Source organism: Microbacterium sp., from assembly GCF_051953575.1.
Lineage (GTDB): Bacteria > Actinomycetota > Actinomycetes > Actinomycetales > Microbacteriaceae > Microbacterium.
In genome coordinates, this window is record NZ_JBQCIP010000291.1 from 1 (window position 1) to 21,197 (window position 21,197).

The following is a 21,197-nucleotide window of genomic DNA, read 5'->3' on the forward strand; positions in this document are numbered from 1 at the left end:
CACACCCCGTCGCGTCGATCGCCCGGTCGTACGGGCCGCAACGCGTATGAGCATGTCACCGTGGAGGCTGCGCCTCCTCATCGTCTCGCTGCTGACGGTCGCGATCCTCGGAGCGCTCGACCACACCATCGTCGCGACCTCCCTCGCGACCGTCGCCGGCGAGCTCGGCGCCCTCGCCCAGATGGGCTGGGTCGTCGTGGGGTACACGCTGGCGAGCACCGTGCTGCTGCCCATCCTCGGCAAGCTCGGCGACGCCGTCGGCCCGCGCGCGGTGTTCCTCGTGTCGCTCGTGCTGTTCCTGGTCGCGTCGCTCGCGTGCGGGTTCGCGCACGACATGCTGCAGCTCGTCGGCGCGCGCGTCGTGCAGGGCATGAGCTCGGCGGGCCTGCAGCTCATGTCGCAGACGATCGTCGCGCGCGTCACCACGCCGCTCGAACGGCCGCGCTACCTCGCGATCATCGGCGCCGCGTTCCCCGTCGCGATCCTCGTCGGGCCGCTCCTCGGCGGCCTCATCACCGACTACTGGGGCTGGCAGTGGGTGTTCTGGGTCAACATCCCCTTCGGCGTCGCCGCGCTCGTCCTGGCGCTCATCGCGGTTCCGCGGCTCCCCGGATTCGGCCGGCGGCGGTTCGACACCGGCGGAGCCGTCACCTTCGCGATCGCGATGGTCGCCCTCGTGCTCGCGGTCACGTGGGTCGGCGACCCCGCCCGGGCGGCGGCATCCGTCGTCTCGTTCGTCGTCGCCGCCATGGCGTTCGCGGCGTTCTTCCTCCTGGAGATGCGGGCGGTCGAGCCGCTGATCCCGCTGCGGCTCTTCGCGAACCGGACGATCGCGGCCGGCACGGCACTGTCGGCCATCATCGGCATCGGCCTGTTCTCGATCACCGCCTACCTGCCCACGTACTTCCAGATGGCGTACCGCACGAGCGCGACGATGTCGGGTCTCGTCCCCATCGCAACGGTGTTCGGGATGCTGGTGTCCAACCTCGCCACCGGGTGGCTCGTGAGCCGCACCGGTCACTACCGCGTCTACTGCATCGTCGGCACGTCTCTCAGCGCCGCGGGCCTGTTCGCGATGTCGGTGCTCCCGGTGGGACTGCCGCTGTGGGTGCCGATGGCCGTCATGGCCGTCGTCGGGGTCGGCACCGGCGCCTTCATGAGCCTTGTCATCGCGGTGGTGCAGAGCGCCGCACCGCGCCGCGACATGGGCAGCATGACGGCGACCGTCAACCTCGTGCGCCAGGTCGGATCCACCGTGGCGACCGCGATCATCGGCGGCGTCATCGGCCTCGGGGTGGCGGCGCTGCTCCCGTCGACCCTCGACGCGGCGACGCTGACGCCCCGGGTCGTGCACGACGCGTCGGTCGACGTGCAGACCCAGGTCGCCGGGATCTACAGCGGCGTCTTCGCCCCCGTGTTCGCGGCGCTCGCCGTGACCTACGCCGCCGGCATCGTGGCCGCGGTCCTCCTTCCGGCCGGTCGGCTCTCGGACGAATCCGAATCCGAACCCGCGCCGGCCCCCAGCTCCGAACCCCTCACCGCGTGATCAGAAGAGGTACTCCCATGTCGCACATCCCCACCGTCGCTGTCGTCGGCTCCGGACCGATCGGCTCGGCCTACGCCCGTGTCATCCTCGAATCGAGTCCCGACATCCGTGTCGTGATGTTCGAGGCAGGCCCGCAGCTGACGGCGGTGCCGGGAGAGAGCGTCCGCAACATCGCCGATCCCGACGAGAAGGCGCGCGCCCGGGAGCGGTCGCAGGGCCCGCTGTCGGGCGAGTACCGCGAGAGCCTCGGCATCCCCGCCGGGGTCGTCGTCGAGGGCATGTTCACCGCGCGCCAGGGCACGCACCTGCTCGATTTCGGCGGTCCCGGATCGGCGCACGCCCCCACCTTCCCCGCGGCCGCCGCCGCCACGAACGTCGGCGGGCAGGGCGCGCACTGGACCTGCGCGATCCCGCGGCCGGCTTTCAGCGAGAAGCTCGACTTCATCGACGACGCCGAATGGGAGGAGCTCATCTCGACGGCCGAGGGCCTGCTGCACGCCCAGCACGCGGCGTTCGCCGACTCGCCGATCGGCACGGCCATCCGCGCCGTGCTCCACGACGAGTTCGGCGCCGAGCTGCCCGAAGGGTACGGCGTGAGCACGCTCCCGGTCGCCGGAGACCCGCAGCCGGACGGCTCGATGGTGTGGGCCGGCGCCGACACGGTCCTGGGACCCCTCATCGAGCCCGGCACGCCCGAGGCCGCGCGGTTCGAGCTGCGCGACCTGTCGCTCGTGCGGCGCGTCGAGCACGACGGCTCCCGGGCCACCGGCGTCACGGTCGAGGACCTGCGGACGAAGGAGGTCTCGTTCTTCCCCGCCGACGCGGTCGTCGTCGCCGCCGACGCCTTCCGGTCGCCGCAGCTGCTCTGGGCCAGCGGCATCCGTCCCTCCGCCCTCGGGCGCTACCTCACGGAGCACCACGTCGTCATCACGACGGTCGCCCTCGACGACGAGCGCATGAGCGCGCTCATCTCGGACGACGAGTTCGCCGCCGAACTGGCGCGCCGCGCCCAGAACGCGGCCGATCCGGTCGCGGCCGTCAACCGGATCCCGTTCTCGGAGCCGGACCACCCGTTCTCGCTCCAGGTCATGTACGCCGAGAACCCGCCGTTCCCGCTCGACCCCTCGCATCCCGCCGCCGGAAACCGGTGGGGCTACGTGAACATGGGCTACGGGGTGCGCAAGCACCCGCGCGTCGAGGACGGCGTGACCTTCGACGACGGCGAGCTGGACTACCAGGGCTTCCCTGCCATGACGATCGAGTACGCGCTGACCGAGGCCGAGCAGCCCGAGCTCGACGAGGCCACCGCCCGGCTGCGGCGGGCCGGTGCGGCCCTCGGGTCGTTCGTCGCCGAGCCGCGGCTGCTGCCCAACGGGTCGAGCCTGCACTACATGGGCACGATGCGCATGGGGCCCGTGGACGACGGCACCTCGGTCGCCGACCCGTTCTCGCGCGTCTGGGGGTACGACAACCTCGTCGTCGGCGGCAACGCCCTCATCCCGACGGCCAACACCATGAACCCGACGCTGACGAGCGTCGCGATCGCCGTCCGCGGCGCACGCGGGCTCGTCGAACAGCTGGCGACGGTGGGCGCCGCGGAGGCCGCACGATGACGGGGACGGACGCCGCGCTGCGCGCCGCGAACCGCGCCGTCGTCGAGGCGTTCTTCGCCTCGAACCTCGACGACCCGGCCGAGCGCATCGCGCTGTGGCATCCCGACGGGGTGAAGGAGCTGCCGTTCGCGCCCGCCGAGCTGCCGAAGACGCGCTGGGCGGGCAGGGACGACATCGTCGCGAACACCCACGCGAACGCCGGCATGTTCGAGAACGTCGTCCACACCGACCTCGTCATCCACGAGTGCGTCGATCCCGGGCTGTTCTTCGTGACGAGCCGCATGGTCGACGAGGCGCGGTTCCTGGGCGAGCCCTACCCGCAGTCGTTCGTGCACCTGATCCGCGTGCAGGACGGCGCGGTCATCCTGCAGCAGGAGTACTTCGACTCCCAGATCCTGGCGGGCGCCGAGGCCGCGGCGAGGGCGAAGGGGCGTACGCCGCTCGGGTCCTGAGCGGCGGGGGCTCAGCGCCCGGCGATGCGGTCGGCCATGAGCTTCGCGCCCGCCGACGACGTCGCGCCGCCGTCCACGGGCATCTCGGCGCCGGTGAGATACGACGCCGTGTCCGAGAGCAGGAACGCGACGGCCCGTGCGACCTCGTCGGCCTGGCCGACGCGTTCGAGCGGTGTCAGCGCCAGCTGCGCCGTGCGCATCGCCTCGGGTGCGCCGGCCGTCATCGGCGTCTCGATGAAGCCGGGGTGCACGACGTTGACGCGGATGCCGCGCGGCCCGAGCTCCGTCGCCGCGACGTGCGTGAGACCCCGCAGCCCCCACTTCGACGCCGTGTAGGCCACGGGGTAGTGCGCGTTGAGGGCCGCCGACGAGCCGATGTTGACGATCGACGAGCCGGGGCCCATGAGCGGGGCGAGCGCCTGGATGCCGAGCATCGGTCCCGTGAGGTTCACCGCGAGCACGCGGTCCCAGTCCGCGCGGGCGACGGCGCCCAGCCGGGCCCGGTGCGTGATGCCGGCGTTGTTCACCAGGCCGCGGAGCGGCTGGCCCTCGAGCACCTCGGCCAGGTGGGCAGCGAGTGCTGCCCAGTCGCCCTCGTCAGAGACGTCGAGCCGCCGGTATTCGACGCCCGCGACCGGGCCCGGAGCGGAGTCGGTCACATCGGTCGCGATGACGCGTGCGCCGGCCTCTGCGAGGATCCGTGCTTCGGCGGCGCCCTGGCCGCCACCGGCGCCCGTCACGACGATCGTGCGCCCTTCGAGTCCTGCGAACGTGGTCATGGACGCGACGCAAGCCCGCCGGACGGCGGGCAGGAACCCGAATCCGCTGATGCCCTCCATCGTCATCCGTGAACCGGCATCGGCACGGCCGCGCGAGGATGAGCGTATGGATTCCGCCCGTCTGCCCGAGCCTGAGATCGCCGACGAGGCCTGGCCCCCGCACTACCTCCGCCCCGTCGGCGGTGAGCGGCCGATCGCGCCGCGCGGCGCCCGCACCTTCGAGGGGCTCACCTACTCGCTGGTCCCGGGCTTCCGTCCGCTGCTGCTGGACGTGCACGTGCCCGAGAGCGCCGATGCTCCACCGGTCCTGCTCTGGATCCACGGCGGGGCGTGGCTGTTCGGCGATCGGCGCCTGCCGCCCGAGATGTGGCCGGCCGGTGCGCTGTTCCAGAAGATCGTGGACGCCGGGTTCGCGGTCGCCACGCTGGACTACCGCCACTCGCGCGAGGCGCCCTTCCCCGCGCAGCTGCACGACGCGAAGGCGGCGATCCGGTACCTGCGTCGGTTCGCGGGCGACCTCGGCATCGACGCCGACCTGCTCGTGGTGTGGGGCGAATCGGCGGGAGCCCACCTGGCCGCGCTCGTCGGCCTGACGGGCGGGCAGCCCGAGTGGGACGGCGAGGACGGCGTCCGCGCCGGCGACACCCGCGTCACCGCCGTCGTCGACTGGTACGGCGTGCACGACGCGGTCCACCTGGAGCTGCGTGCGCTGCCGGTCGACCCCGCGGCGGTCCCGCCCTCGCACGCGGTCACGTTCGGGCGCGAGCCGCTGCTGACCCTCACCGAAGGGTCCGAGCTCGGAGCGGACGCCGTCCGGCTGTGCTCGCCCATCACGCACATCCGGGCCGATGCGCCGCCGTTCCTGCTCGTGCACGGGGAGCTGGACGCACTCGTCCCCGTCGAGCAGAGCGAGGTCTTCGCCGACGCGATGCGGCGGGAAGGGGCATCCGTCGACTTCCGCCGCGTGCCCGGCGCCGACCACTCGTGGATCGGCGTCGACCCGCTCCCGCTCATGGACGAGGCGCTCGCCTGGATCGCAGAGACCGTGCAAGGGATGCCGCGAGCCTGACCGCCAGGAAGCCCGGGGGCCGCTCGACCCGCGGACTCAGCGTTCAGCGAGCACGCGGTCGAGCTTCGCGAACGTGCGGCGCCAGCCGTCGGCGTAGTCGTGCGCCGACGCGCCGCGGAGCTCGGTGTGCACGAAGCGCATCTCGGTGTCGGCCCCGTCGGCCGTCAGCCCGACGCTCACGCGTGACGTGTTGCCGGGTTCGCTCACCCACGACCACGTGAAGCCGAGCGCCGCGGGCGGCTCGACATGCAGGTACACGCCCTCCGAGGTGTGCTCGTCGCCCGTCGAGTCTCGGAACGAGACCTCGAAGCGGCCGCCGACCTGAACGTCGAGCGTCGCCGCGGTCACGGCGCCGTCGGGATCCGACCCCCACCAGCGCGCGACGATCTCGGGGTCCGTCCACGCGCGCCACACGGCATCGCGCGGAGCGCGGAACCTGTGCAGGATCTCGATGGTCTCGGGGGGCCGCTCGGTCATGCGGCACACAGTACCGTCCGCGGTGGGCGGCGTCTGCCCCCTCGCGTCAGGCGATCTCGCCGCCCGCGACCGTCTCGGCCAGGGCGTGCACGCGCGAGAGGTGGTGGGCGCCGTAGAAGTCGGCCGAGGTCAGGCGGGCGGCATCCATCGGCTCCTCGGTCGCGTGCGACGACACCGCGGCGACCGCGAGGCCGTGCATCCAGCCGCCCGCGAGCGTGCCGAGCAGCAGCAGGTAGGGCACGCTGACCGCGTACGCGTCGCGGGGCGAGTCGGCGAAGCCGAGCAGATCGGCGGTGGCGCGACGGGATGCCGCCACCGCCCGCTCGAGGCGGTCCGCGGTGCGCGCGGCCACCGGTCCGTCGAACCCGCGCAGCTGCGCGATCGTCTCGTCGACGTTCACGAACAGCTGCTCGGCGGTCGCGCCGGCGTCGCGGATCAGCTTGCGGCCGACCAGGTCGTTGGACTGGATCGCCGTCGTGCCCTCGTAGATCGGCGTGATGCGGATGTCGCGGTAGTGCTGGGCGGCGCCGGTCTCTTCGATGAAGCCCATTCCGCCGTAGACCTGGATGCCCTCGCTCGTGGTCTGCACGGCGTCCTCGGTGGTCCAGCCCTTGAGGATCGGCACGAAGAACTCCGCGAGGGCGGCGAGCGACGCGTCGTGCTCGGCTCGGTCGAGCAGATCGGCGGTGTACACGCCCAGGGCGCGCATCGCGAAGATCTTGCTCGACATCGACAGCAGCAGGCGGCGCACGTCGGGGTGCTCGGCGATCGGCGCGCGGCCGTCGCGTCCGAGCACGCGGCCCTGCACCCGGTCGGCGGCGTAGGCGGCCGCCTCCTGGTAGGCGCGGTCGGCGATGCCGGTCGCCTGGAAGCCCATGCCGGCACGCGCCGAGTTCATCATCACGAACATTCCGGCCAGGCCGCCGCCGAGCTCGCCGACGAGGTAGCCGGTGGCGTCCTCGTAGGCGAGCACGCAGGTCGGCGATCCGTGGATGCCGAGCTTGTGCTCGATCGAGACCGTGGCCACGGCGTTGCGCTCGCCGATGCTGCCGTCGTCGTTCACGAGGAACTTCGGTGCGACGAACAGCGAGAGACCGCGCGCCCCCTCGGGGGCGCCGGGGGTGCGGGCGAGTACGAGGTGCACGATGTTCTCGGCGGCGTCGTGGTCGCCCCACGTGATGAAGATCTTCTGGCCGCGGATGCCCCAGCTGCCGTCCTCGCGCTGCGTGGCGGTCGTGCGGATCGCGCCGAGGTCCGTGCCGGCATCCGGCTCGGTGAGGTTCATGGTGCCGGTCCACTCGCCCGAGACGAGCTTCGTGAGGTAGGTCTCGCGGATCTCGTCGGATGCCACCGCGTCGAGCGCGTGGATCTGTCCGACCGTCAGCAGCCAGCACAGCGCGAGCGCGGCGTTCGAGCCGTTCCAGATCTCGCCGAGCCCGGCCAGGACAGCACCGGGCAGGCCGTCGCCGCCTGCCGACACGGGGGCGCTGGCGGTGACCCACCCTGCCTCGACGAACGCCTGGAACGCCTCGGCGAACCCCTCGGGCAGGGTCACCTCGCCGTTCTCGAAGCGGGCGCCGACGCGGTCGCCGACGGTCTCGAGCGGGGCGAGGACGGATGCCGCGAAGTCCCCGGCGCCGGCCATGATGTCGGTCGCGTCCTCGGCTGTCAGCTCTCCGTCGGTCGCGCGGGCGACGAGGTCGAGGCCGAACGCCTCGCCGAACAGGAAGGTGTAGTCGGCGACGGGGGCGGTGTACGAGTTCGCATCGGCCATGACGGACTCCTGACGTTTCAGAATCGTGGGACTGGGGTTCAGTGTACGCGAGACTGAGTGTCAATTGCCTGAGATGGTGCGACCCCGGCCGCACGCGAAGTGCGACGCGAGGTCTGCGACGTCAGCGGTGCACGGCGTGCAGGTGCGCGGCGACGCGAGCCGCGAAGGCGGGGCAGCCGGCCGCGACGAGCGCGTCGGTGAGCGACGGAGAGGGGATGCCGTCCTGCCGGCGGCGCTCCAGGTCGTCCTGCCGGCGCAGCGTCACGGCGCGCACGCTCGCAGGTTCTTCGTCGTCGACGAGACACAGGACGTCGTCGGGAGCGGGGGCTCCGGTCGTCGCCTCGGCGATCACGACGTCGTCGAGCACGGCGCGCAGCAGCTCCGCGCGGCGCGCAGCGACGGCGGCGTCGGCGCCGGGATGGCGCGAGCGCCAGTCCTCGGTCGCCGTCCTGAGGGTGTCGTCGGAGGTGACCAGCCGGAACCCGCCGTCGGTCTCGTCGCGCAGCATCGCCAGCCAGCAGAACGGGGTTCGCGTGGCGAGGACATCGGCATCGACATAGACGCGCGGCACGGGGGGATGCGGCACGGGGACAGACTATCCAGCCGAGCCTGTCAGACGGCTCCGAATTCCTCGTCGAGGCGCAGCAGCGCTTCGAGCGCCTCGCGACGCTCGCTCGCCCGCGTGCGTCGCAGCGCAAGGACATCGGCGGTGCGCAGTCGGGCGTGGGTGCCCGCCTGTCGGGCGGGGAGCACCCCCTCGCGCACCATCTTCATCAGCGTGGGCCGCGAGACGCCGATCAGCTCGGCGGCCACGGTGGTGGTCAGCTCGTCCGGGAACGGCTGCACCGACACCGGGCCCCGGGCGAGGCCGGTCAGCACATGCAGCAGAAGGGTGCTGAGGTCGGGCGCCAGCTCGGCGGCGGTTCCGTCCTGCGTCAGCGCGAGGCCGCGTGCGCCCGGCTCCTGCGCTCGGCGTGCGAGCTCCGCCGCCTGCGCGCGCACCTCGTCATCGACGAAGACGGTTCCGTTCGACAAGAACACGCTCATGAGGCCCCCCAGCCTGCGACGCACCCGGGAGGCGCGCCGGTGGCATCCATGATATGCCCTTCCAGTTACATCTGAAGGCTTTGCAGATGCATCTGGAACGCGCTAGCGTCGGCCCGTACCGACTGCCGACGGATGGGACACGAATCAGGTGGATGCGGATGCGCTGAAGCGGACCTGGGCTCAGGTGGCGGCTCACGGGGACGCGGTCCCCGGGTACTTCTACGCTCACCTGTTCCTGGCCCACCCCGAGACGCGCGATCTGTTCCCGGTGGCGATGGCCGCCCAGCGCGACCGGCTCGTGAAGGCGCTCGGCCACATGGTCAGCAACGTCGACCGGGTCGGCGACGTCGTCCCGTACATCGAGGACCTCGGTCGGGACCACCGCAAGTTCGGCACCGTCGCGGGGCACTACCCCGCCGTGGGCGGCTCGCTGCTGGCGACGCTCAAGCACTTCCTCGGCGACGCGTGGACGCCCGAACTCGCCGCCGACTGGGCCGAGGCGTACGGGCTCATCGCGACCACCATGATCACCGCGGCCGAGGCGGTCGAGTCGCAGCCGGCCACCTGGTCGGGCGAGGTCATCGCGACCGAGCGCCGCGGCATGGACGTGGGGACGATCACCGTCCGCCCCGACGACCGCTACCGCTACCAGGCCGGACAGTCCATCGCGCTGGAGATCCCCCAGCGCCCGCGGCAGTGGCGCTACTACTCGCCGACGCACGCACCGCGCGCCGACGGCTCGATCACCTTCCACGTCCAGCTCGTCGCCGGCGGCCAGGTCAGCGGGGCGCTGCTGCGCGACGTGCAGGCCGGCGACCGGGTGCGCCTCGGCCCGCCCATCGGCGAACTGCTCACCCTGCCCTTCGACAGCGAATGGCCCGACCTGGTGCTCGTCGCGGGCGGCACGGGGCTCGCGCCGCTCCTCGCGATCCTCGACCAGGTCGACGCGCGCCACGCTTCGCGCGGCAGTGGCCCGCAGGTCGCGCTCTACCACGGCGTGCGGCATCCCTGGGGGTTCTACGCGAAGCCCGAGCTCGAGCGCTTCGCCGACGCGCCGTGGCTGACGGTGAAGTACGCGGTGTCGGACGATCCCTCGTACCCCGGTGCGCAAGGCCTGATCGGCGACATCGCCGCGGCGGACGGTCCGTGGGACGACCGGCTCGCGATGGTCTGCGGATCGCCGCGCATGGTCGACCACACGACCGCCGTGCTGCGCCAGGCTGGGATCGACGAGCACCTCATCCGCAGCGAGAAGTACGAAGACCCGTTCACCCAGCAACCCAGCGCTTCCGGCACGCGGGCAGTCACCCCGGAGCTCGCCCGCTCTGGTGCCGGGCGGGGAAACCAGTAGAGGGCAGAGACGAACATGACCCCGACTCAATCCGTATCGATCACGCCGGAGCTGCTGCGCAGCGTCTCGTTCGCCGAGGAGCGACACGGGTACTCGCGCAACGAGGTGCAGACGCTCCTCGCCGCCGCGGCCGACGCCCTCGAACTCGCGTGGCGCGACAACGACGCGCTCACCGCGAACGGCGTCAAGACCGAGGAGGGCGAGATCTCGAGCCGCGCGGTGCTGCTGCTCAGCAGCGCGCAGCGCATCGCCGACGACGCCGTCGCCGAGGCGGAGTCCTACGCCAAGGACCTCATCGAGACCGCCCGCAAGCAGTACCGCGAGATCATCGAGCGCGCCCAGCAGGTCGCGCACTCGATCGAGAAGCAGGCGGCCGCTCATCCCGGCCAGGCCGCCGCCGCGGTCCCGGCACAGGCGGACGGGGCTCCCGCTCCTGCTCCCGCGGCCGCCCCCGCCGCGCAGCAGCCGTGGGCGATCGACCGGTCTCCTGGGTTCGCGTTCGCGACGGACGACCTCGCCGCCGCCGGCCCCGCCTCGCCCGACGACGTGGTCCGCGCGCGCCAGTTCGCCCGCATGGCCACGGCCCAGGTGCACTCGCTCCTGGAATCGATCGAACGCGAGCTCGGCCGCCTCGGCGCGACCCCCGCGGCACCGCCGGCCGCCGCGCCGTCCGTGGCCGAGACGGAACGGACGGAGAACGCGGCCCGGCGCTCCAGCGACATCGAGTACTGACGCATCCATCCCACCCAGAACGGAACGCAATGACTGACACCACCGAAGCGACCCTGTACCAGCGACTCGGCGAGGGCGCCGGCATCGCGGCCGTCGTCGACGGGCTGTACACCCGCATCCTCGGCGACGAGACCCTCGCGCCGTACTTCACCGAGACGAGCATGGTCGACCAGAAGCGCCACATGGCGCTGTTCCTGGCGGCCGCCGCGGGCGGACCCGACGGCTACAAGGGCAAGGACCTCGGCGTCGCGCACGCGGGCCGCGGCATCACGGGCGACGACTTCGACCGCGTGATCGGCCACGCCGCCGACGCGCTCGCCGAGGCCGGTGTCGACGCCGACGCGATCGGCCAGGTCGCCGGTGCGCTCCTCCCGCTGCGCCCCGTCATCACCGACGAGGCTGCGGCCGAGCAGACCGCGTAGCGCTACGAAGAACCGGATGGATGCCGGCGGCCCGGCCGCCGGCATCCATCCGTCCTTTCACATCAGGGCGCCGGGTACGGGTTCTCTGCGAGCAGCGCCGCGAGGTGCGCGGTGTTGCGCGCCAGCGTCGCGGTGGCCGAGGCGACCTCGTCGGGCGTCGAGCCGAGGTCCTTGTAGTCCACGGTGTGCATCGCCTCGCCGTTCCAGTAGGTGCCCGCCTGCGACGCCACCGAGAAGCCGACGTCGGCGAGCGCCTGGTACAGGTCGGCGGTGATCTTGTGGGCGCCGTCCTCGTTGCCGACGACGCACGTGGCCGCGACCTTCCCGGCGAGGATCGGCCGGCCGGCGTCATCGGTCTCGGACAGCTCGGCGTCGAGCCGTTCCAGGACGCGCTGCGCGACGCTGGACATGTGGCCCATCCACGTCGGGGTACCCACGATGAGGATGTCGGCGGCCAGGACGCGGCGGCGGATGGCGGGCCATTCGTCGCCGTCGCCCATATCGGCGAGGACCCCGGGCCGCACGTCGTGGTCGACGACGCGCACCTGCTCGCCCGTGACGCCGTGCGTCGCGAGCGCGTCGAGCACCTGCTGCAGCAGCAGTTCGGTGCTCGACGAATCGGGTGAGGGCTTGAGGGTGCAGTTGAGCGCGAGAGCGGTGGTCACGGCGCCTCCGTCACTCCGAGATCTCGGCGACCGTCTCGCCGGTGTCGGCCGGCGCGAGTGCGAGCGCGATGTCGGCCTGGCTGATGATGCCCACCAGATCGCGGCCGTCGATCACCGGCAGACGGCGGACCTGGTGCTGCTTCATCATCTGCAGCGCCTCGCTGATGTCGTCCTCGGCGCCCACCGTCACGGGCTTGCCCTCTCCGAGCTCTCCTGCCTTCGTCGTGGCCGGGTCGCCCCCTTGCGCGAGGCATTTCACGACGATGTCGCGATCGGTCAGCATGCCCTTGAGCCGCTGGTCCTCACCGCAGATCGGCAGCGCGCCCACGTCGAGCGAAGCCATCAGCCTCGCGGCGTCGACGAGGGTGTCGTTCTCTCCCACGCAGCGAGGGGCCGTGGTCATGATGTCGCGTGCAACGGTCATGGTCTTCCTCCTTCGTCTCAGGTGACCGACGGTAGGCGCGGCGGGTGCGGTCCCCGCAGGGGGTTGACAGAACGGCGCTCACGGGAGCGCCGAGTACCGGCATCCGTTCGTCAACCCCCTCGCCGGACCGAGCTGACGACCGCAGGCTGGGACGGATGAACGGCGTCGCAGACCTTCGACTGGCAGCGGGAGACGTGCGGATCGGCACGTCGGGGTGGAGCTACGACCACTGGCGCGACGTGCTGTATCCGCGGGGGACCGGCCCGCGGCGGCTGGAGACGTACGCGCAGTCGTTCGACACCGTCGAGCTGAACTCCAGCTTCTACCACTGGCCGCGCCGTTCGTCGTTCGAGTCCTGGGCAGCCCGGGTGCCGCCCGGGTTCCTCATCGCGGTGAAGGCGCCGAGGGGTCTCACGCACGCGCGAAAGCTCGCGTCGGCCCAGGCGTGGTCCGACCGGCTCGCCGAGGGCAGCGCCGGGCTGGGCGAGGCCCGCGGGCCGCTCCTGCTGCAGCTGCCGCCCGACCTCGAGCGCGACGACGAGCGACTGGCGTCCGCGCTCGACGCGATGCCGCGGGAGTGCCGCGTCGCCGTCGAGCTGCGCCATGCGTCGTGGGTGGCCGACGACGTCTTCGCCCTGCTGCGGGATCGGGATGCCGCCTACTGCGTGATGAGCGGCGCCCGCATGCCGCTCGAGCCGGTGGCGACCACGGACTTCGTCTACGTGCGGTTCCACGGCCCCGACCCCGAGCGTCTGTACGTCGGCAGCTACGACGACGTGACGCTCGCGTGGTGGGCGGACCGCATCGCCGAGTGGCGGGGGGCGGGCCTCGCGGTGCTCTGCTACTTCAACAACGACGGCGGCGGCGCGGCGGTCCGCGACGCCCGGAGGCTGCGCGAGCTGACCGCACGGTGAGAGCAGACGGCTGACGCCGACGTCGGCAGCGGCCGCCGGCATCCATTTGTCGTTCAGTCCGCGAAATAGTGTCGCGCCTCGCGCACGGCGGTGCGGATTGCCGCAAGGATCGCAGCATGACCAGACCCATCCGCGTCACCGTGTGGGGCGAGAACCGCCACGAGCAGCACGACGAGAGCGTCGCCCGGATCTACCCGGACGGCATGCACAGCACGATCGCCGACGGCATCCGTGAGAACCTCGGCGACGGGGCCGTGGTCCGCACCGCGACGCTCGACGAACCCGAGCACGGGCTCACCGACGAGGTGCTCGCCCAGACCGACGTGCTCACGTGGTGGGGGCACATCGCCCACGGCGAGGTGAGCGACGACGTCGTCGAGCGCGTGCACCGGCACGTGCTGTCGGGCATGGGTCTCGTGGTGCTGCACTCGGGCCACTGGTCGAAGATCTTCCTGAAGCTCATGGGCACGAGCTGCACGCTGCGGTGGCGTGCCGAGCAGGACCGCGAGCTGGTGTGGACCGTCGACCCGACCCACCCGATCGCCCAGGGCGTTCCGCAGCCGATCGACATCCCGGCGCAGGAGATGTACGGCGAGTTCTTCGACATCCCGGCGCCCGACGAGCTGGTGTTCATCAGCTCGTTCAGCGGGGGAGAGGTGTTCCGGTCGGGCTGCACGTTCCGTCGTGGGCACGGCCGCATCTTCTACTTCAGCCCGGGCGACCAGGAGTACCCGGTCTACCACCACCGGGACGTGCGCCGGGTGATCGCCAACGGCGTCGCCTGGGCGCGCAGCGACCGGGCAGAGCGCGCGCTCCCGACGCTGCTGCGATACAACACCGGCGAGTTCTCCCACGGCCCCGACGACGCAGAGGCGGCTCCCGAGATCGCCGGGGCCCGCGCCGCGGCAGAGGCGGGCGGGGCATGACGTTCGCCACCCTGCCGGACGACGTGGAGCGCGTGCGGCTCGTCGTCGTCGGCGCGGGGCCGATGGGCCGCGCCTGGCTTCATACCATCGTCGCCGACGAGGGCGTCGAGCTCGTCGGGATCGCCGACCTCGCCGTCCAGGTGGCCGACGAGGCCGCCGCCGAGATCGGCCGCCCGGGCCTTCCGACGGGTGCGGACGGCGTCGAGCTCGCGCGTCGCACGGGCGCGCACGCCATCGTCGACGCGACCGTGCCGGCCGCGCACCACCCCGTGACGCTGGCGGCGCTGCGTGCCGGCATCCCCGTCCTCGGCGAGAAGCCCGCGGCCGCGACCGTCGCCCAGGCGCTCTCGCTCGCGGCGGCCGCCGAGCTGACCGGCCGGCTGTTCATGGTCAGCCAGTCGCGTCGGTACAACGATCAGCTCTTCGCGGCGCGCGAGCGGGCGCGCGGCCTCGGCCGGGCCGGCATCCTGTCGGTCGACTTCTTCCAGTCGCCGCACTTCGGCGGGTTCCGTGACGAGATGGCCAGTCCGCTGCTGCTCGATATGGCGATCCACCAGTTCGACATGGCGCGGTTCCTGCTGGGCGCAGACCCGGTGTCGGTGCTGTGCGACGAGTACAACCCGGCATGGAGCTGGTACGCCGGCGACGCCGCCGCGACCGCCGCGTTCGAGTTCGACGGCGGCGCGCGCTTCGTCTTCACCGGCAGCTGGTGCAGCCCCGGGGCCGAGACGTCGTGGAACGGGTCATGGCGGCTCTCGGCCGAGCGCGGGACCCTGCTGTGGGACGGCGACAACCCGTCGACGGTGGATGCCGTGGGCGTCGCGCCCCCGGCGGTCGAGGTCGCCGCGCCCGGTGACGGCATCGCAGGGTCGCTGCGCGAGTTCGTCGCCGCGCTGCGCACCGGCGTCGAGCCGATGGGCCGCGTGCACGCGAACATCCTGAGCCTCGCGATGGTGGAGGCGGCGATGCTCAGTGCGCGTACCGGCCGGCGCGTGACGCTCGACGAGATCCTCGATGCCTCGCTCGCCGCGGCGCTCGCCGCCGAGCGCGACGACGAGGTGCGTGCAGTGATGGCCGGCTGGAGGTCCGCGCGCGACGCGCTGCAGGCGTGAGTTCTGCGCCCCGTCCTGGGGGGGCCGAGGCCGCCGGCATCCACTCGCTCCACCGGTGCGAGGGTCGGAGGGGCGGCGTACGATCCCGAACGTGACCGACACCGACCGCGCCGCCGCGCTGCGCGCACTGCACTCCGGCCCGGGCTTCGTCATTCCGAATGTGTGGGATGCCGGAACCGCCCGCATCCTCGCGCAGGTCGGCTTCGCGGCCATCGCGACGACCAGCGCCGGCATCGCGTGGTCGTGCGGCGTGCCCGACGGCGGCGCGCTGAGCCCCGAGACGATGTTCGACCGCGTGGCCGAGATCGTCCGCGCCGTCGACGTGCCGGTGTCGGCCGACCTCGAGGCGGGCTACGGCGACACTCCCGACGAGGTCGGCGAGACGGTCGCCCGTGCCGTGGCACTCGGCATCGCCGGAGGCAACATCGAGGATGCCGCAGGCGGCCGGCTCTTCGACATCGAGACCGCCACGTCACGTCTGGCGGCAGCGCGGGATGCGGCATCCGCCGACGCGTTCGTGCTCAACGCCCGCACCGACGCGTTCTTCGTGGGCGGCGTGCACGACCCGTTCGCCGAGACCGTCGAGCGCGCCCGCCGCTTTCTCGACGCCGGAGCCGACTGCGTCTTCGTGCCGGGCGTGCGCGACGCCGAGACGATCCGCCGCCTCGTCGACGAGATCGCCGCCCCGGTCAACATGGTCGCGGGTCTCACGGCGCCGGTCATCGACGCGCGCACGCTGTTCTCGCTCGGCGTGAAGCGGGTCAGCGTCGGGGGAAGCATCGCGCGGGCCTCCTTCAGCGCCGTCGAGCGTGCCGGCCGCGAGCTCCTCGACAGCGGCACCCTCGGCTTCCTCGACGGCGCCGTGAGCTACCGGGATCTGCAGGAGCGCTACGGCGCCTGACGCCGTTGGTGCGGAGTCGGTCGCCCGGGCGGCCGGTGGATCGGCGTGTGCGGCATCCGGCTTCCGGATCGAGGACGAGAGCCGAGATGCGGAGCCGATCCGGCGTACCGGTCCGCATCTCGGCGAGGATCCTCAGTCGAGGGAGCCGGGAGGCTCCTCGGCTGAGGAGACCCTCTCGCGCCGGCGGCGCCTGCCCGCGTCGGCCGTCGTCTCGGCGGCACGCTGCTCGGCCTCCAGCCGCTCGGCCTCTTCGCCGCCGATCGCCTCACCGCGGGCGACGAGGCCCGCGACGTCCGACAGCGGGATCTGCTTCAGGAACAGCGCCAGCACGAACGCGACGGCGATGAACGGCACCAGGTACCAGAACACCGGGGCGAGCGCGTCGGCGTAGGCATTGACGATGCCCGTCTGCACCTCGTCGGGCAGCGAGTTCAGCACCGACGGGTCGATGGTCGAGGTCGCCTGGCCGGCCTGTTCGGCGGTGGCGCCGGCATCCGTGAACACCTTCGTCAGGTTCTCGGTGAGCCGCGTCGTGAACAGCGTGCCGAACACGGCCGTGCCGAGCGCCGCACCGACCTCGCGGAAGTAGTTGTTCGTCGACGTGGCGGTGCCGAGGTCCGACGCGGGCACCGCGTTCTGCACGACGAGCACCACGACCTGCATGATGCAGCCGAGTCCGACGCCGAACAGGAACAGGTACACGCAGATCAGCCAGATCGGCGTCGACGCGGTGAGCGTGGTCATGAGGACCATCGCGATGCCGACGATCAGCGTGCCGACGATCGGGAACAGCTTGTACTTGCCGGTCTTGGTGATGAGCAGGCCCGACGCGATCGAGGTGCCCATGACGCCCACCATCATCGGCAGCATGAGCAGGCCGGATGCCGCCGCCGACGTGCCCGACGACATCTGCAGGAAGGTCGGCACGAAGCCGAGCGCGGCGAACATGCCGATGCCGATCGCCATGCCGATCGCGGTCGCGTTGATGAAGATCGGGTTGCGGAACATCGACAGCGGCATGATCGGGTCGGCCGCGCGCGACTCGGTGAAGATGAACAGCCCCGCTGCGGCGACGAGGCCGGCGCCCCATGCCCACGTCGCGCCCGAGTCCCAGCCGAAGTCGGCCGAGCCGCCGAAGTCGGTGAAGAAGATGAGGCACGTGGTCGCGGCCGACAGGAACACCACGCCCAGCCAGTCGATGGGCTTCTCGGCCTTCTTGTCGGGCAGCTTCAGGGCGAACACGGCGACGAAGAAGGCCGCGATGCCCACCGGGATGTTGATGTAGAACGCCCACTGCCACGTCAGGTGGTCGACGAAGAAGCCGCCGAGGAGCGGGCCGGCGACGGCGGCGAGGCCGAAGATGCCGCCGAGCGGGCCGAGGTACTTGCCGCGCTGGTCGGCGGGCACGATGTCGGCGATGATCGCCTGCGACAGGATCATCAGGCCGCCGCCGCCGAGGCCCTGGATGGCGCGGAACACCACGAACATCCAGAAGTCGGTGGCGAACGCGCAGCCGATCGACGCGAGCGTGAAGATCGCGATGGCCGCCATGAACAGGCGGCGCCGGCCGAGCACGTCGCCGAACTTGCCGTAGATCGGCATGACGATCGTGGTGGCGAGGATGTAGGCGGTGGTGATCCACACCTGATGCGAGACGCCGCCGAGCTCGCCGACGATCGTCGGCATGGCCGTCGACACGATCGTCTGGTCGAGGCTCGACAGCAGCATGCCCGCGATGAGCGCGGAGAAGATGATCCAGATGCGGCGCTGCGTGAGCAGGAACGGCGCATCCCCGCCGGGCTTGGCGGTGGGGACGGTGGCGGTGGTCATTCGGGTCTTTCCTGTCGTGCGTCCGGCGTGGTCAGCGCGGTCTGGGTGCTGAAGAGGTCGCGCGCCGCGCCGATGCGCCGCTCGAAGATCTCGAGGAAGGTGCCGGCGTCGCCGGCGCTGAGGAACTCGCCGGCGGCCGAGCGGACGACAGCGCCCACGACCTGGGCCGCCACTTCGGCGCGCAGGTCGCCCGGCTCGAGGCCCTCGCGCTGCACGATCAGCTCGGCGTCGTAGCGTTCGCCCTCGACGCCGAGTTCGAGCATGCGGGCGAGCAGGCGGGGCTCCTTGTCGACCGCGCGGAAGAGGTCCTGCACGGTGTCGGGGGCGATGTCGAGGGCGCGCCACCGCTCCTCGGCGAGCACGGCGAGGTCGGTCAGCAGGTTCGGTGACAGGCCGGGCGCGTCGGAGCCGCCGGCGACGAAGCGGGCGACGGCGTCGGCATCCGATCGCTCGAGGGGGACGCCGAGCACGGCGTCGTCCTTCGAGGCGAAGTAGTTGAAGAAGGTGCGGCGCGAGACGGCGGCCTCGGCGCACAGCTCTTCGACCGTGAAGCCGGCCAGGCCGTGCTCGGCCGTGAAGCGGCGCGCGGCCCGGATCAGCGTGCGCGTCGTGTCGGCGCGACGGCGCTCTCGCGGGCTTTCTGCACTATCAGTCACATCATGCAGTTTTGCACTAACTTACTAATCGTGCAAAACCGGTGCGCTCGAGGCGCGCGGGTACAGCACGGGCAGCACGTAGGTGCGCCGCACCGGCCGTCGCGCCCCGCCCTCGAGGCGATCGACCATCATCTCGACGGCGAGCCGGCCGATGTCCTGCTTGGGCGGGCGCAGCGCGGTGATCGGCGGGTCCGCGCTCTCGGCCACCTCGTCGTCGTAGGCGACGATCGCGAGGTCTTCGGGGATCGCCCAGCCGTGGTCGAGCGCATACTGCTCCAGCAGCACGGCCTGCGGGTCGTTGTGGATGAGCAGCGCCGTGGTCGCCGTCTCGCGGCACTGCCGCAGCACATCGGCGACGAGCTCCTCGCGTGCGGCCCCGTCCAGCGCGTCCAGTGTGGCGTCGACGTCCACGTCGCAGTCGAGCCCCAGCTCGGCGATCGCGCGGTCCCAGCCCCGTCGCAGCTGCCACGACGTCGGCGAACCCTCGGAGGTGAGGATGCCGACATGCCGGTGCCCGAGCGATGCCAGATGTGCCGCGGCCAGCGAGCCGCCGAACACGTGGTCGGTGGTGACCCACTCCAGGCTCGTCAGCGCGAGCGCCGACGGCACGCGGCGTTCGGCGAGCACGACGGGGATCGGCAGGGACTCGAGCCAGTGCAGCAGCGCCCGCCCGTCGGGGCCGAGGGTCTCGGGCGCGACGATGAGGCCGTGCAGGCCGCCGGACTCGACGAGCGAGGCGATCTGGCGGCGCTGGTCGTCGACCGCGTAGCTCGCGCCGCGCAGGATCAGCTGCACGCCCAGCTCGGTCGCCGCCGCGCGGGCGCCGATGATGACGTGCGGCCAGTAGTAGCTGAGCGACGGGACGATCATGCCCACGCGATAGCGGATGCCGCGCCCCGCCGATCCCTGGACGCTCGTGTCGAGCCGGCTGCGCAGCGTCGCGCCGCCGTGGACTCTCGTGACGAGGCCGCGATCGGCGAGGAGGCCGATGTCGCGGCGGATCGTGAGCTCCGAGACGCCGAGCTCGCGGGCGAGATCGGCGACGCGCACAGAGCCGCTGCGGCGCAGCTCGTCGAGGATGTGCTCGCGGCGCGAGAGGCCGAACGCCGGCGGCTCAGAGGGCTGCTCCATGATCGACTCAGCGTACAGATGTGTTCGAATGCGTTCAAGCATGAACGAGTCTGTTCGATTCGATTCCGGCATCGCTCGCGCGGCGGCAGGATTTCGCTGCGGGCACGAGGTCGTGCCCCGATACGCGTGCCAGCGCCCCGAAGGAGAAGTGCACATGCCGCAGGCAAGGATGCCGCGTCCCGACAACGGACCGAAGACCCGACGGATCCCGAGAAGCACCATCGCGGCGGTGGTGACCGCGGCCGTGATCGCCGCACCGCTCACCGTGCCGGCGATGGCTCAGGCCGCGGGGGCCGACCCCGTCACGGTCACCGTGACCGGCGCCGACGTCGCCGCGGCGGCGATCAACAAGAACGGCCTGACGTTCAAGGGCTTCGGCGTGCTGTCGGCCAACTCGACCAGCGCGCTGCTGCTGGACTACAAGTCGCAGCATCCCGACAAGTACTGGGAGCTCATCGAGACCCTGTTCGGCGGCGACCACCCGATCATGACCACCGTCAAGATCGAGATGGGCAACGACCGCAACACGTCGACGGGCCCGAACGCCTCGACCATGCGCACGCGCGACGAGTACCCGAACGTGCTGCGCGAGCCCGGCTTCCAGCTGGCGGCCGACGCCCAGCTGGTCGCGCACGGCGACATCCACCTCAGCCTGCTGCGCTGGAACCGTCCCGCGTGGGTGGCGAACGACGCCGACCAGTACGTCTGGTTCAAGAACACCGTGCTGGCCGCCTACCGCGAGTACGGCGTCATGGTGGACTCGATCAACCCCGACACGAACGAGACCGGCAGCCCGAACATCCAGCTGTACAAGGACTTCGCCGGCTGGGTGAAGAACGACGCCAAGGGCTACGAGGGGGCCACCGCAGGCGACCCGAACAACGGCTTCGCCACCCAGGAGGAGGCCGACCTCTTCCACGCGATCCGCACGGTCGCCGCCGACACCGTCGGCACGCCGCCGCTCTCGTTCGGCAATGCGATGACCTCGGCCACAGACCCGTCGCTGCGTGATGCCGTCGACATCGTCGGCTTCCACTACTCCAGCGCCGACGACAGCGCCGGGAACATGAAGAAGATCGCCGAGCAGCTCGACCAGGAGGTGTGGAACTCCGAGGGCCAGTCGACGTTCTCGAGCTCGGCCGACCGTCCCAACAACAACGCCTCCGACGAGCAGGGCGGCTTCGGCACGCAGTTCGGCGGCACGAACAGCGCCCTCGAGATGGGCAACTGGGTCACCACCGGCTTCTCCGCGTCCCGGCGCACGCTGAACATCTTCCAGCCGGTGATCGGGTCGTTCTACGACGGGTTCCAGTACTCCTCCAAGGAGCTCGTGAACGCCCGCGAGCCGTGGTCGGGGTGGCTCTACTACGACGGCG

General features: G+C 71.7%; 21 protein-coding genes and 1 pseudogene. 12 read left to right on the plus strand and 10 right to left on the minus strand.

Annotation, left to right across the window (positions count from 1 at the left end; genetic code table 11):
• Window positions 1–52: 52 nt before the first annotated feature.
• From ACTHNQ_RS18505 to ACTHNQ_RS18515, 3 genes are read left to right on the plus strand one after another with little or no spacing between them, the layout of a single operon-like run.
• Entirely contained in the window at window positions 53–1,546 is a 1,494-nt protein-coding gene (locus ACTHNQ_RS18505; protein ID WP_440335413.1) for an MFS transporter, read from the plus strand.
• Window positions 1,547–1,563: 17 nt separating this feature from the next.
• The gene (locus tag ACTHNQ_RS18510) at window positions 1,564–3,159 is read left to right on the plus strand and encodes a GMC oxidoreductase (RefSeq protein WP_440335414.1); all 1,596 of its coding nucleotides are present in this window, start codon (window positions 1,564–1,566) and stop codon (window positions 3,157–3,159) included.
• A complete protein-coding gene (locus tag ACTHNQ_RS18515) occupies window positions 3,156–3,611 on the plus strand; it encodes a nuclear transport factor 2 family protein (RefSeq protein ID WP_440335415.1) in 456 nt (151 codons plus the stop codon). Before ACTHNQ_RS18510 ends, ACTHNQ_RS18515 begins: the two co-directional genes overlap by 4 nt.
• Before the next feature lie 11 nt (window positions 3,612–3,622).
• Here ACTHNQ_RS18515 and ACTHNQ_RS18520 read toward each other — a convergent pair whose 3' ends face one another.
• Complete coding sequence (locus ACTHNQ_RS18520; protein WP_440335416.1) at window positions 3,623–4,390, minus strand: SDR family oxidoreductase; 768 nt, start codon at window positions 4,388–4,390, stop codon at window positions 3,623–3,625.
• Between the two features lie 106 nt (window positions 4,391–4,496).
• Here ACTHNQ_RS18520 and ACTHNQ_RS18525 point away from each other — a divergent pair, with 106 nt between their 5' ends.
• Entirely contained in the window at window positions 4,497–5,459 is a 963-nt protein-coding gene (locus ACTHNQ_RS18525) for an alpha/beta hydrolase fold domain-containing protein (RefSeq protein ID WP_440335417.1), read from the plus strand.
• A 36-nt stretch (window positions 5,460–5,495) separates the two neighbouring features.
• Here the strand turns inward: ACTHNQ_RS18525 and ACTHNQ_RS18530 are convergent, their stop codons facing one another.
• The 4 genes from ACTHNQ_RS18530 to ACTHNQ_RS18545 form a co-directional block, all read right to left on the minus strand.
• The gene (locus ACTHNQ_RS18530; protein WP_018170232.1) at window positions 5,496–5,936 is read right to left on the minus strand and encodes an SRPBCC family protein; all 441 of its coding nucleotides are present in this window, start codon (window positions 5,934–5,936) and stop codon (window positions 5,496–5,498) included.
• A gap of 46 nt (window positions 5,937–5,982) precedes the next feature.
• Entirely contained in the window at window positions 5,983–7,710 is a 1,728-nt protein-coding gene (locus ACTHNQ_RS18535; protein WP_440335418.1) for an acyl-CoA dehydrogenase, read from the minus strand.
• Window positions 7,711–7,831: 121 nt separating this feature from the next.
• Complete coding sequence (locus ACTHNQ_RS18540) at window positions 7,832–8,296, minus strand: hypothetical protein (protein WP_440335419.1); 465 nt, start codon at window positions 8,294–8,296, stop codon at window positions 7,832–7,834.
• Between the two features lie 26 nt (window positions 8,297–8,322).
• Window positions 8,323–8,757, minus strand: a complete 435-nt coding sequence (locus ACTHNQ_RS18545) for a helix-turn-helix domain-containing protein (protein WP_440335420.1) — start codon at window positions 8,755–8,757, stop codon at window positions 8,323–8,325.
• 148 nt (window positions 8,758–8,905) lie between these two features.
• Between ACTHNQ_RS18545 and ACTHNQ_RS18550 the strand changes: the two genes are divergently transcribed.
• The 3 genes from ACTHNQ_RS18550 to ACTHNQ_RS18560 are packed head-to-tail and all read left to right on the plus strand — an operon-like array spanning window position 8,906 to window position 11,262.
• A complete protein-coding gene (locus ACTHNQ_RS18550) occupies window positions 8,906–10,108 on the plus strand; it encodes a globin domain-containing protein (protein ID WP_440335421.1) in 1,203 nt (400 codons plus the stop codon).
• Between the two features lie 15 nt (window positions 10,109–10,123).
• Window positions 10,124–10,840: a DivIVA domain-containing protein gene (locus ACTHNQ_RS18555; protein ID WP_440335422.1), complete on the plus strand. Its 717-nt coding sequence runs from the start codon at window positions 10,124–10,126 to the stop codon at window positions 10,838–10,840.
• A gap of 29 nt (window positions 10,841–10,869) precedes the next feature.
• The gene (locus ACTHNQ_RS18560; protein WP_440335423.1) at window positions 10,870–11,262 is read left to right on the plus strand and encodes a group I truncated hemoglobin; all 393 of its coding nucleotides are present in this window, start codon (window positions 10,870–10,872) and stop codon (window positions 11,260–11,262) included.
• Window positions 11,263–11,324: 62 nt separating this feature from the next.
• Here ACTHNQ_RS18560 and ACTHNQ_RS18565 read toward each other — a convergent pair whose 3' ends face one another.
• Together ACTHNQ_RS18565 and ACTHNQ_RS18570 are read right to left on the minus strand one after the other, a co-directional pair.
• Complete coding sequence (locus tag ACTHNQ_RS18565) at window positions 11,325–11,927, minus strand: flavodoxin family protein (RefSeq protein WP_440335424.1); 603 nt, start codon at window positions 11,925–11,927, stop codon at window positions 11,325–11,327.
• Between the two features lie 10 nt (window positions 11,928–11,937).
• The gene (locus tag ACTHNQ_RS18570; protein WP_440335425.1) at window positions 11,938–12,351 is read right to left on the minus strand and encodes a CBS domain-containing protein; all 414 of its coding nucleotides are present in this window, start codon (window positions 12,349–12,351) and stop codon (window positions 11,938–11,940) included.
• Window positions 12,352–12,506: 155 nt separating this feature from the next.
• Here ACTHNQ_RS18570 and ACTHNQ_RS18575 point away from each other — a divergent pair, with 155 nt between their 5' ends.
• The 4 genes from ACTHNQ_RS18575 (at window position 12,507) to ACTHNQ_RS18590 (ending at window position 16,204) form a co-directional block, all read left to right on the plus strand.
• Window positions 12,507–13,265 carry a DUF72 domain-containing protein gene (locus ACTHNQ_RS18575; protein WP_440335426.1) on the plus strand — a complete coding sequence of 253 codons (759 nt, stop codon included), beginning with the start codon at window positions 12,507–12,509 and terminating at the stop codon, window positions 13,263–13,265.
• Between the two features lie 116 nt (window positions 13,266–13,381).
• Window positions 13,382–14,191, plus strand: a complete 810-nt coding sequence (locus tag ACTHNQ_RS18580) for a ThuA domain-containing protein (RefSeq protein ID WP_440335427.1) — start codon at window positions 13,382–13,384, stop codon at window positions 14,189–14,191.
• On the plus strand, window positions 14,188–15,303 hold the full coding sequence (locus ACTHNQ_RS18585; RefSeq protein ID WP_440335428.1) for a Gfo/Idh/MocA family protein: 1,116 nt from the start codon (window positions 14,188–14,190) through the stop codon (window positions 15,301–15,303). The genes ACTHNQ_RS18580 and ACTHNQ_RS18585 overlap by 4 nt, the downstream gene beginning before the upstream one ends.
• Before the next feature lie 91 nt (window positions 15,304–15,394).
• Complete coding sequence (locus ACTHNQ_RS18590) at window positions 15,395–16,204, plus strand: isocitrate lyase/PEP mutase family protein (protein ID WP_440335429.1); 810 nt, start codon at window positions 15,395–15,397, stop codon at window positions 16,202–16,204.
• Between the two features lie 132 nt (window positions 16,205–16,336).
• On the opposite strand, the gene ACTHNQ_RS18595 is transcribed toward ACTHNQ_RS18590, so the two are convergent.
• The 3 genes from ACTHNQ_RS18595 to ACTHNQ_RS18605 are packed head-to-tail and all read right to left on the minus strand — an operon-like array spanning window position 16,337 to window position 19,821.
• Window positions 16,337–18,034, minus strand: coding sequence for an MDR family MFS transporter (locus ACTHNQ_RS18595; protein ID WP_440335430.1), 1,698 nt, complete (start codon window positions 18,032–18,034; stop codon window positions 16,337–16,339).
• Window positions 18,031–18,690: a TetR/AcrR family transcriptional regulator gene (locus ACTHNQ_RS18600; RefSeq protein WP_440335431.1), complete on the minus strand. Its 660-nt coding sequence runs from the start codon at window positions 18,688–18,690 to the stop codon at window positions 18,031–18,033. The genes ACTHNQ_RS18595 and ACTHNQ_RS18600 overlap by 4 nt, the downstream gene beginning before the upstream one ends.
• Before the next feature lie 24 nt (window positions 18,691–18,714).
• The gene (locus ACTHNQ_RS18605; RefSeq protein ID WP_440335432.1) at window positions 18,715–19,821 is read right to left on the minus strand and encodes a substrate-binding domain-containing protein; all 1,107 of its coding nucleotides are present in this window, start codon (window positions 19,819–19,821) and stop codon (window positions 18,715–18,717) included.
• 154 nt (window positions 19,822–19,975) lie between these two features.
• Between ACTHNQ_RS18605 and ACTHNQ_RS18610 the strand changes: the two are divergent.
• Window positions 19,976–21,197: pseudogene (locus tag ACTHNQ_RS18610) on the plus strand (hypothetical protein); the annotation flags it as partial.

Excerpts from the sequence above, each read along its gene's own strand:
- ACTHNQ_RS18505 (WP_440335413.1), top strand. The coding sequence starts at position 53 with ATGTCACCGTGGAGGCTGCGCCTCCTCATCGTCTCGCTGCTGACGGTC.
- ACTHNQ_RS18510 (WP_440335414.1), top strand. The coding sequence starts at position 1,564 with ATGTCGCACATCCCCACCGTCGCTGTCGTCGGCTCCGGACCGATCGGC.
- ACTHNQ_RS18515 (WP_440335415.1), top strand. The coding sequence starts at position 3,156 with ATGACGGGGACGGACGCCGCGCTGCGCGCCGCGAACCGCGCCGTCGTC.
- ACTHNQ_RS18520 (WP_440335416.1), bottom strand. The coding sequence starts at position 4,390 with ATGACCACGTTCGCAGGACTCGAAGGGCGCACGATCGTCGTGACGGGC.
- ACTHNQ_RS18525 (WP_440335417.1), top strand. The coding sequence starts at position 4,497 with ATGGATTCCGCCCGTCTGCCCGAGCCTGAGATCGCCGACGAGGCCTGG.
- ACTHNQ_RS18530 (WP_018170232.1), bottom strand. The coding sequence starts at position 5,936 with ATGACCGAGCGGCCCCCCGAGACCATCGAGATCCTGCACAGGTTCCGC.
- ACTHNQ_RS18535 (WP_440335418.1), bottom strand. The coding sequence starts at position 7,710 with ATGGCCGATGCGAACTCGTACACCGCCCCCGTCGCCGACTACACCTTC.
- ACTHNQ_RS18545 (WP_440335420.1), bottom strand. The coding sequence starts at position 8,757 with ATGAGCGTGTTCTTGTCGAACGGAACCGTCTTCGTCGATGACGAGGTG.
- ACTHNQ_RS18555 (WP_440335422.1), top strand. The coding sequence starts at position 10,124 with ATGACCCCGACTCAATCCGTATCGATCACGCCGGAGCTGCTGCGCAGC.
- ACTHNQ_RS18560 (WP_440335423.1), top strand. The coding sequence starts at position 10,870 with ATGACTGACACCACCGAAGCGACCCTGTACCAGCGACTCGGCGAGGGC.
- ACTHNQ_RS18570 (WP_440335425.1), bottom strand. The coding sequence starts at position 12,351 with ATGACCGTTGCACGCGACATCATGACCACGGCCCCTCGCTGCGTGGGA.
- ACTHNQ_RS18575 (WP_440335426.1), top strand. The coding sequence starts at position 12,507 with ATGAACGGCGTCGCAGACCTTCGACTGGCAGCGGGAGACGTGCGGATC.
- ACTHNQ_RS18580 (WP_440335427.1), top strand. The coding sequence starts at position 13,382 with ATGACCAGACCCATCCGCGTCACCGTGTGGGGCGAGAACCGCCACGAG.
- ACTHNQ_RS18585 (WP_440335428.1), top strand. The coding sequence starts at position 14,188 with ATGACGTTCGCCACCCTGCCGGACGACGTGGAGCGCGTGCGGCTCGTC.
- ACTHNQ_RS18595 (WP_440335430.1), bottom strand. The coding sequence starts at position 18,034 with ATGACCACCGCCACCGTCCCCACCGCCAAGCCCGGCGGGGATGCGCCG.
- ACTHNQ_RS18605 (WP_440335432.1), bottom strand. The coding sequence starts at position 19,821 with ATGGAGCAGCCCTCTGAGCCGCCGGCGTTCGGCCTCTCGCGCCGCGAG.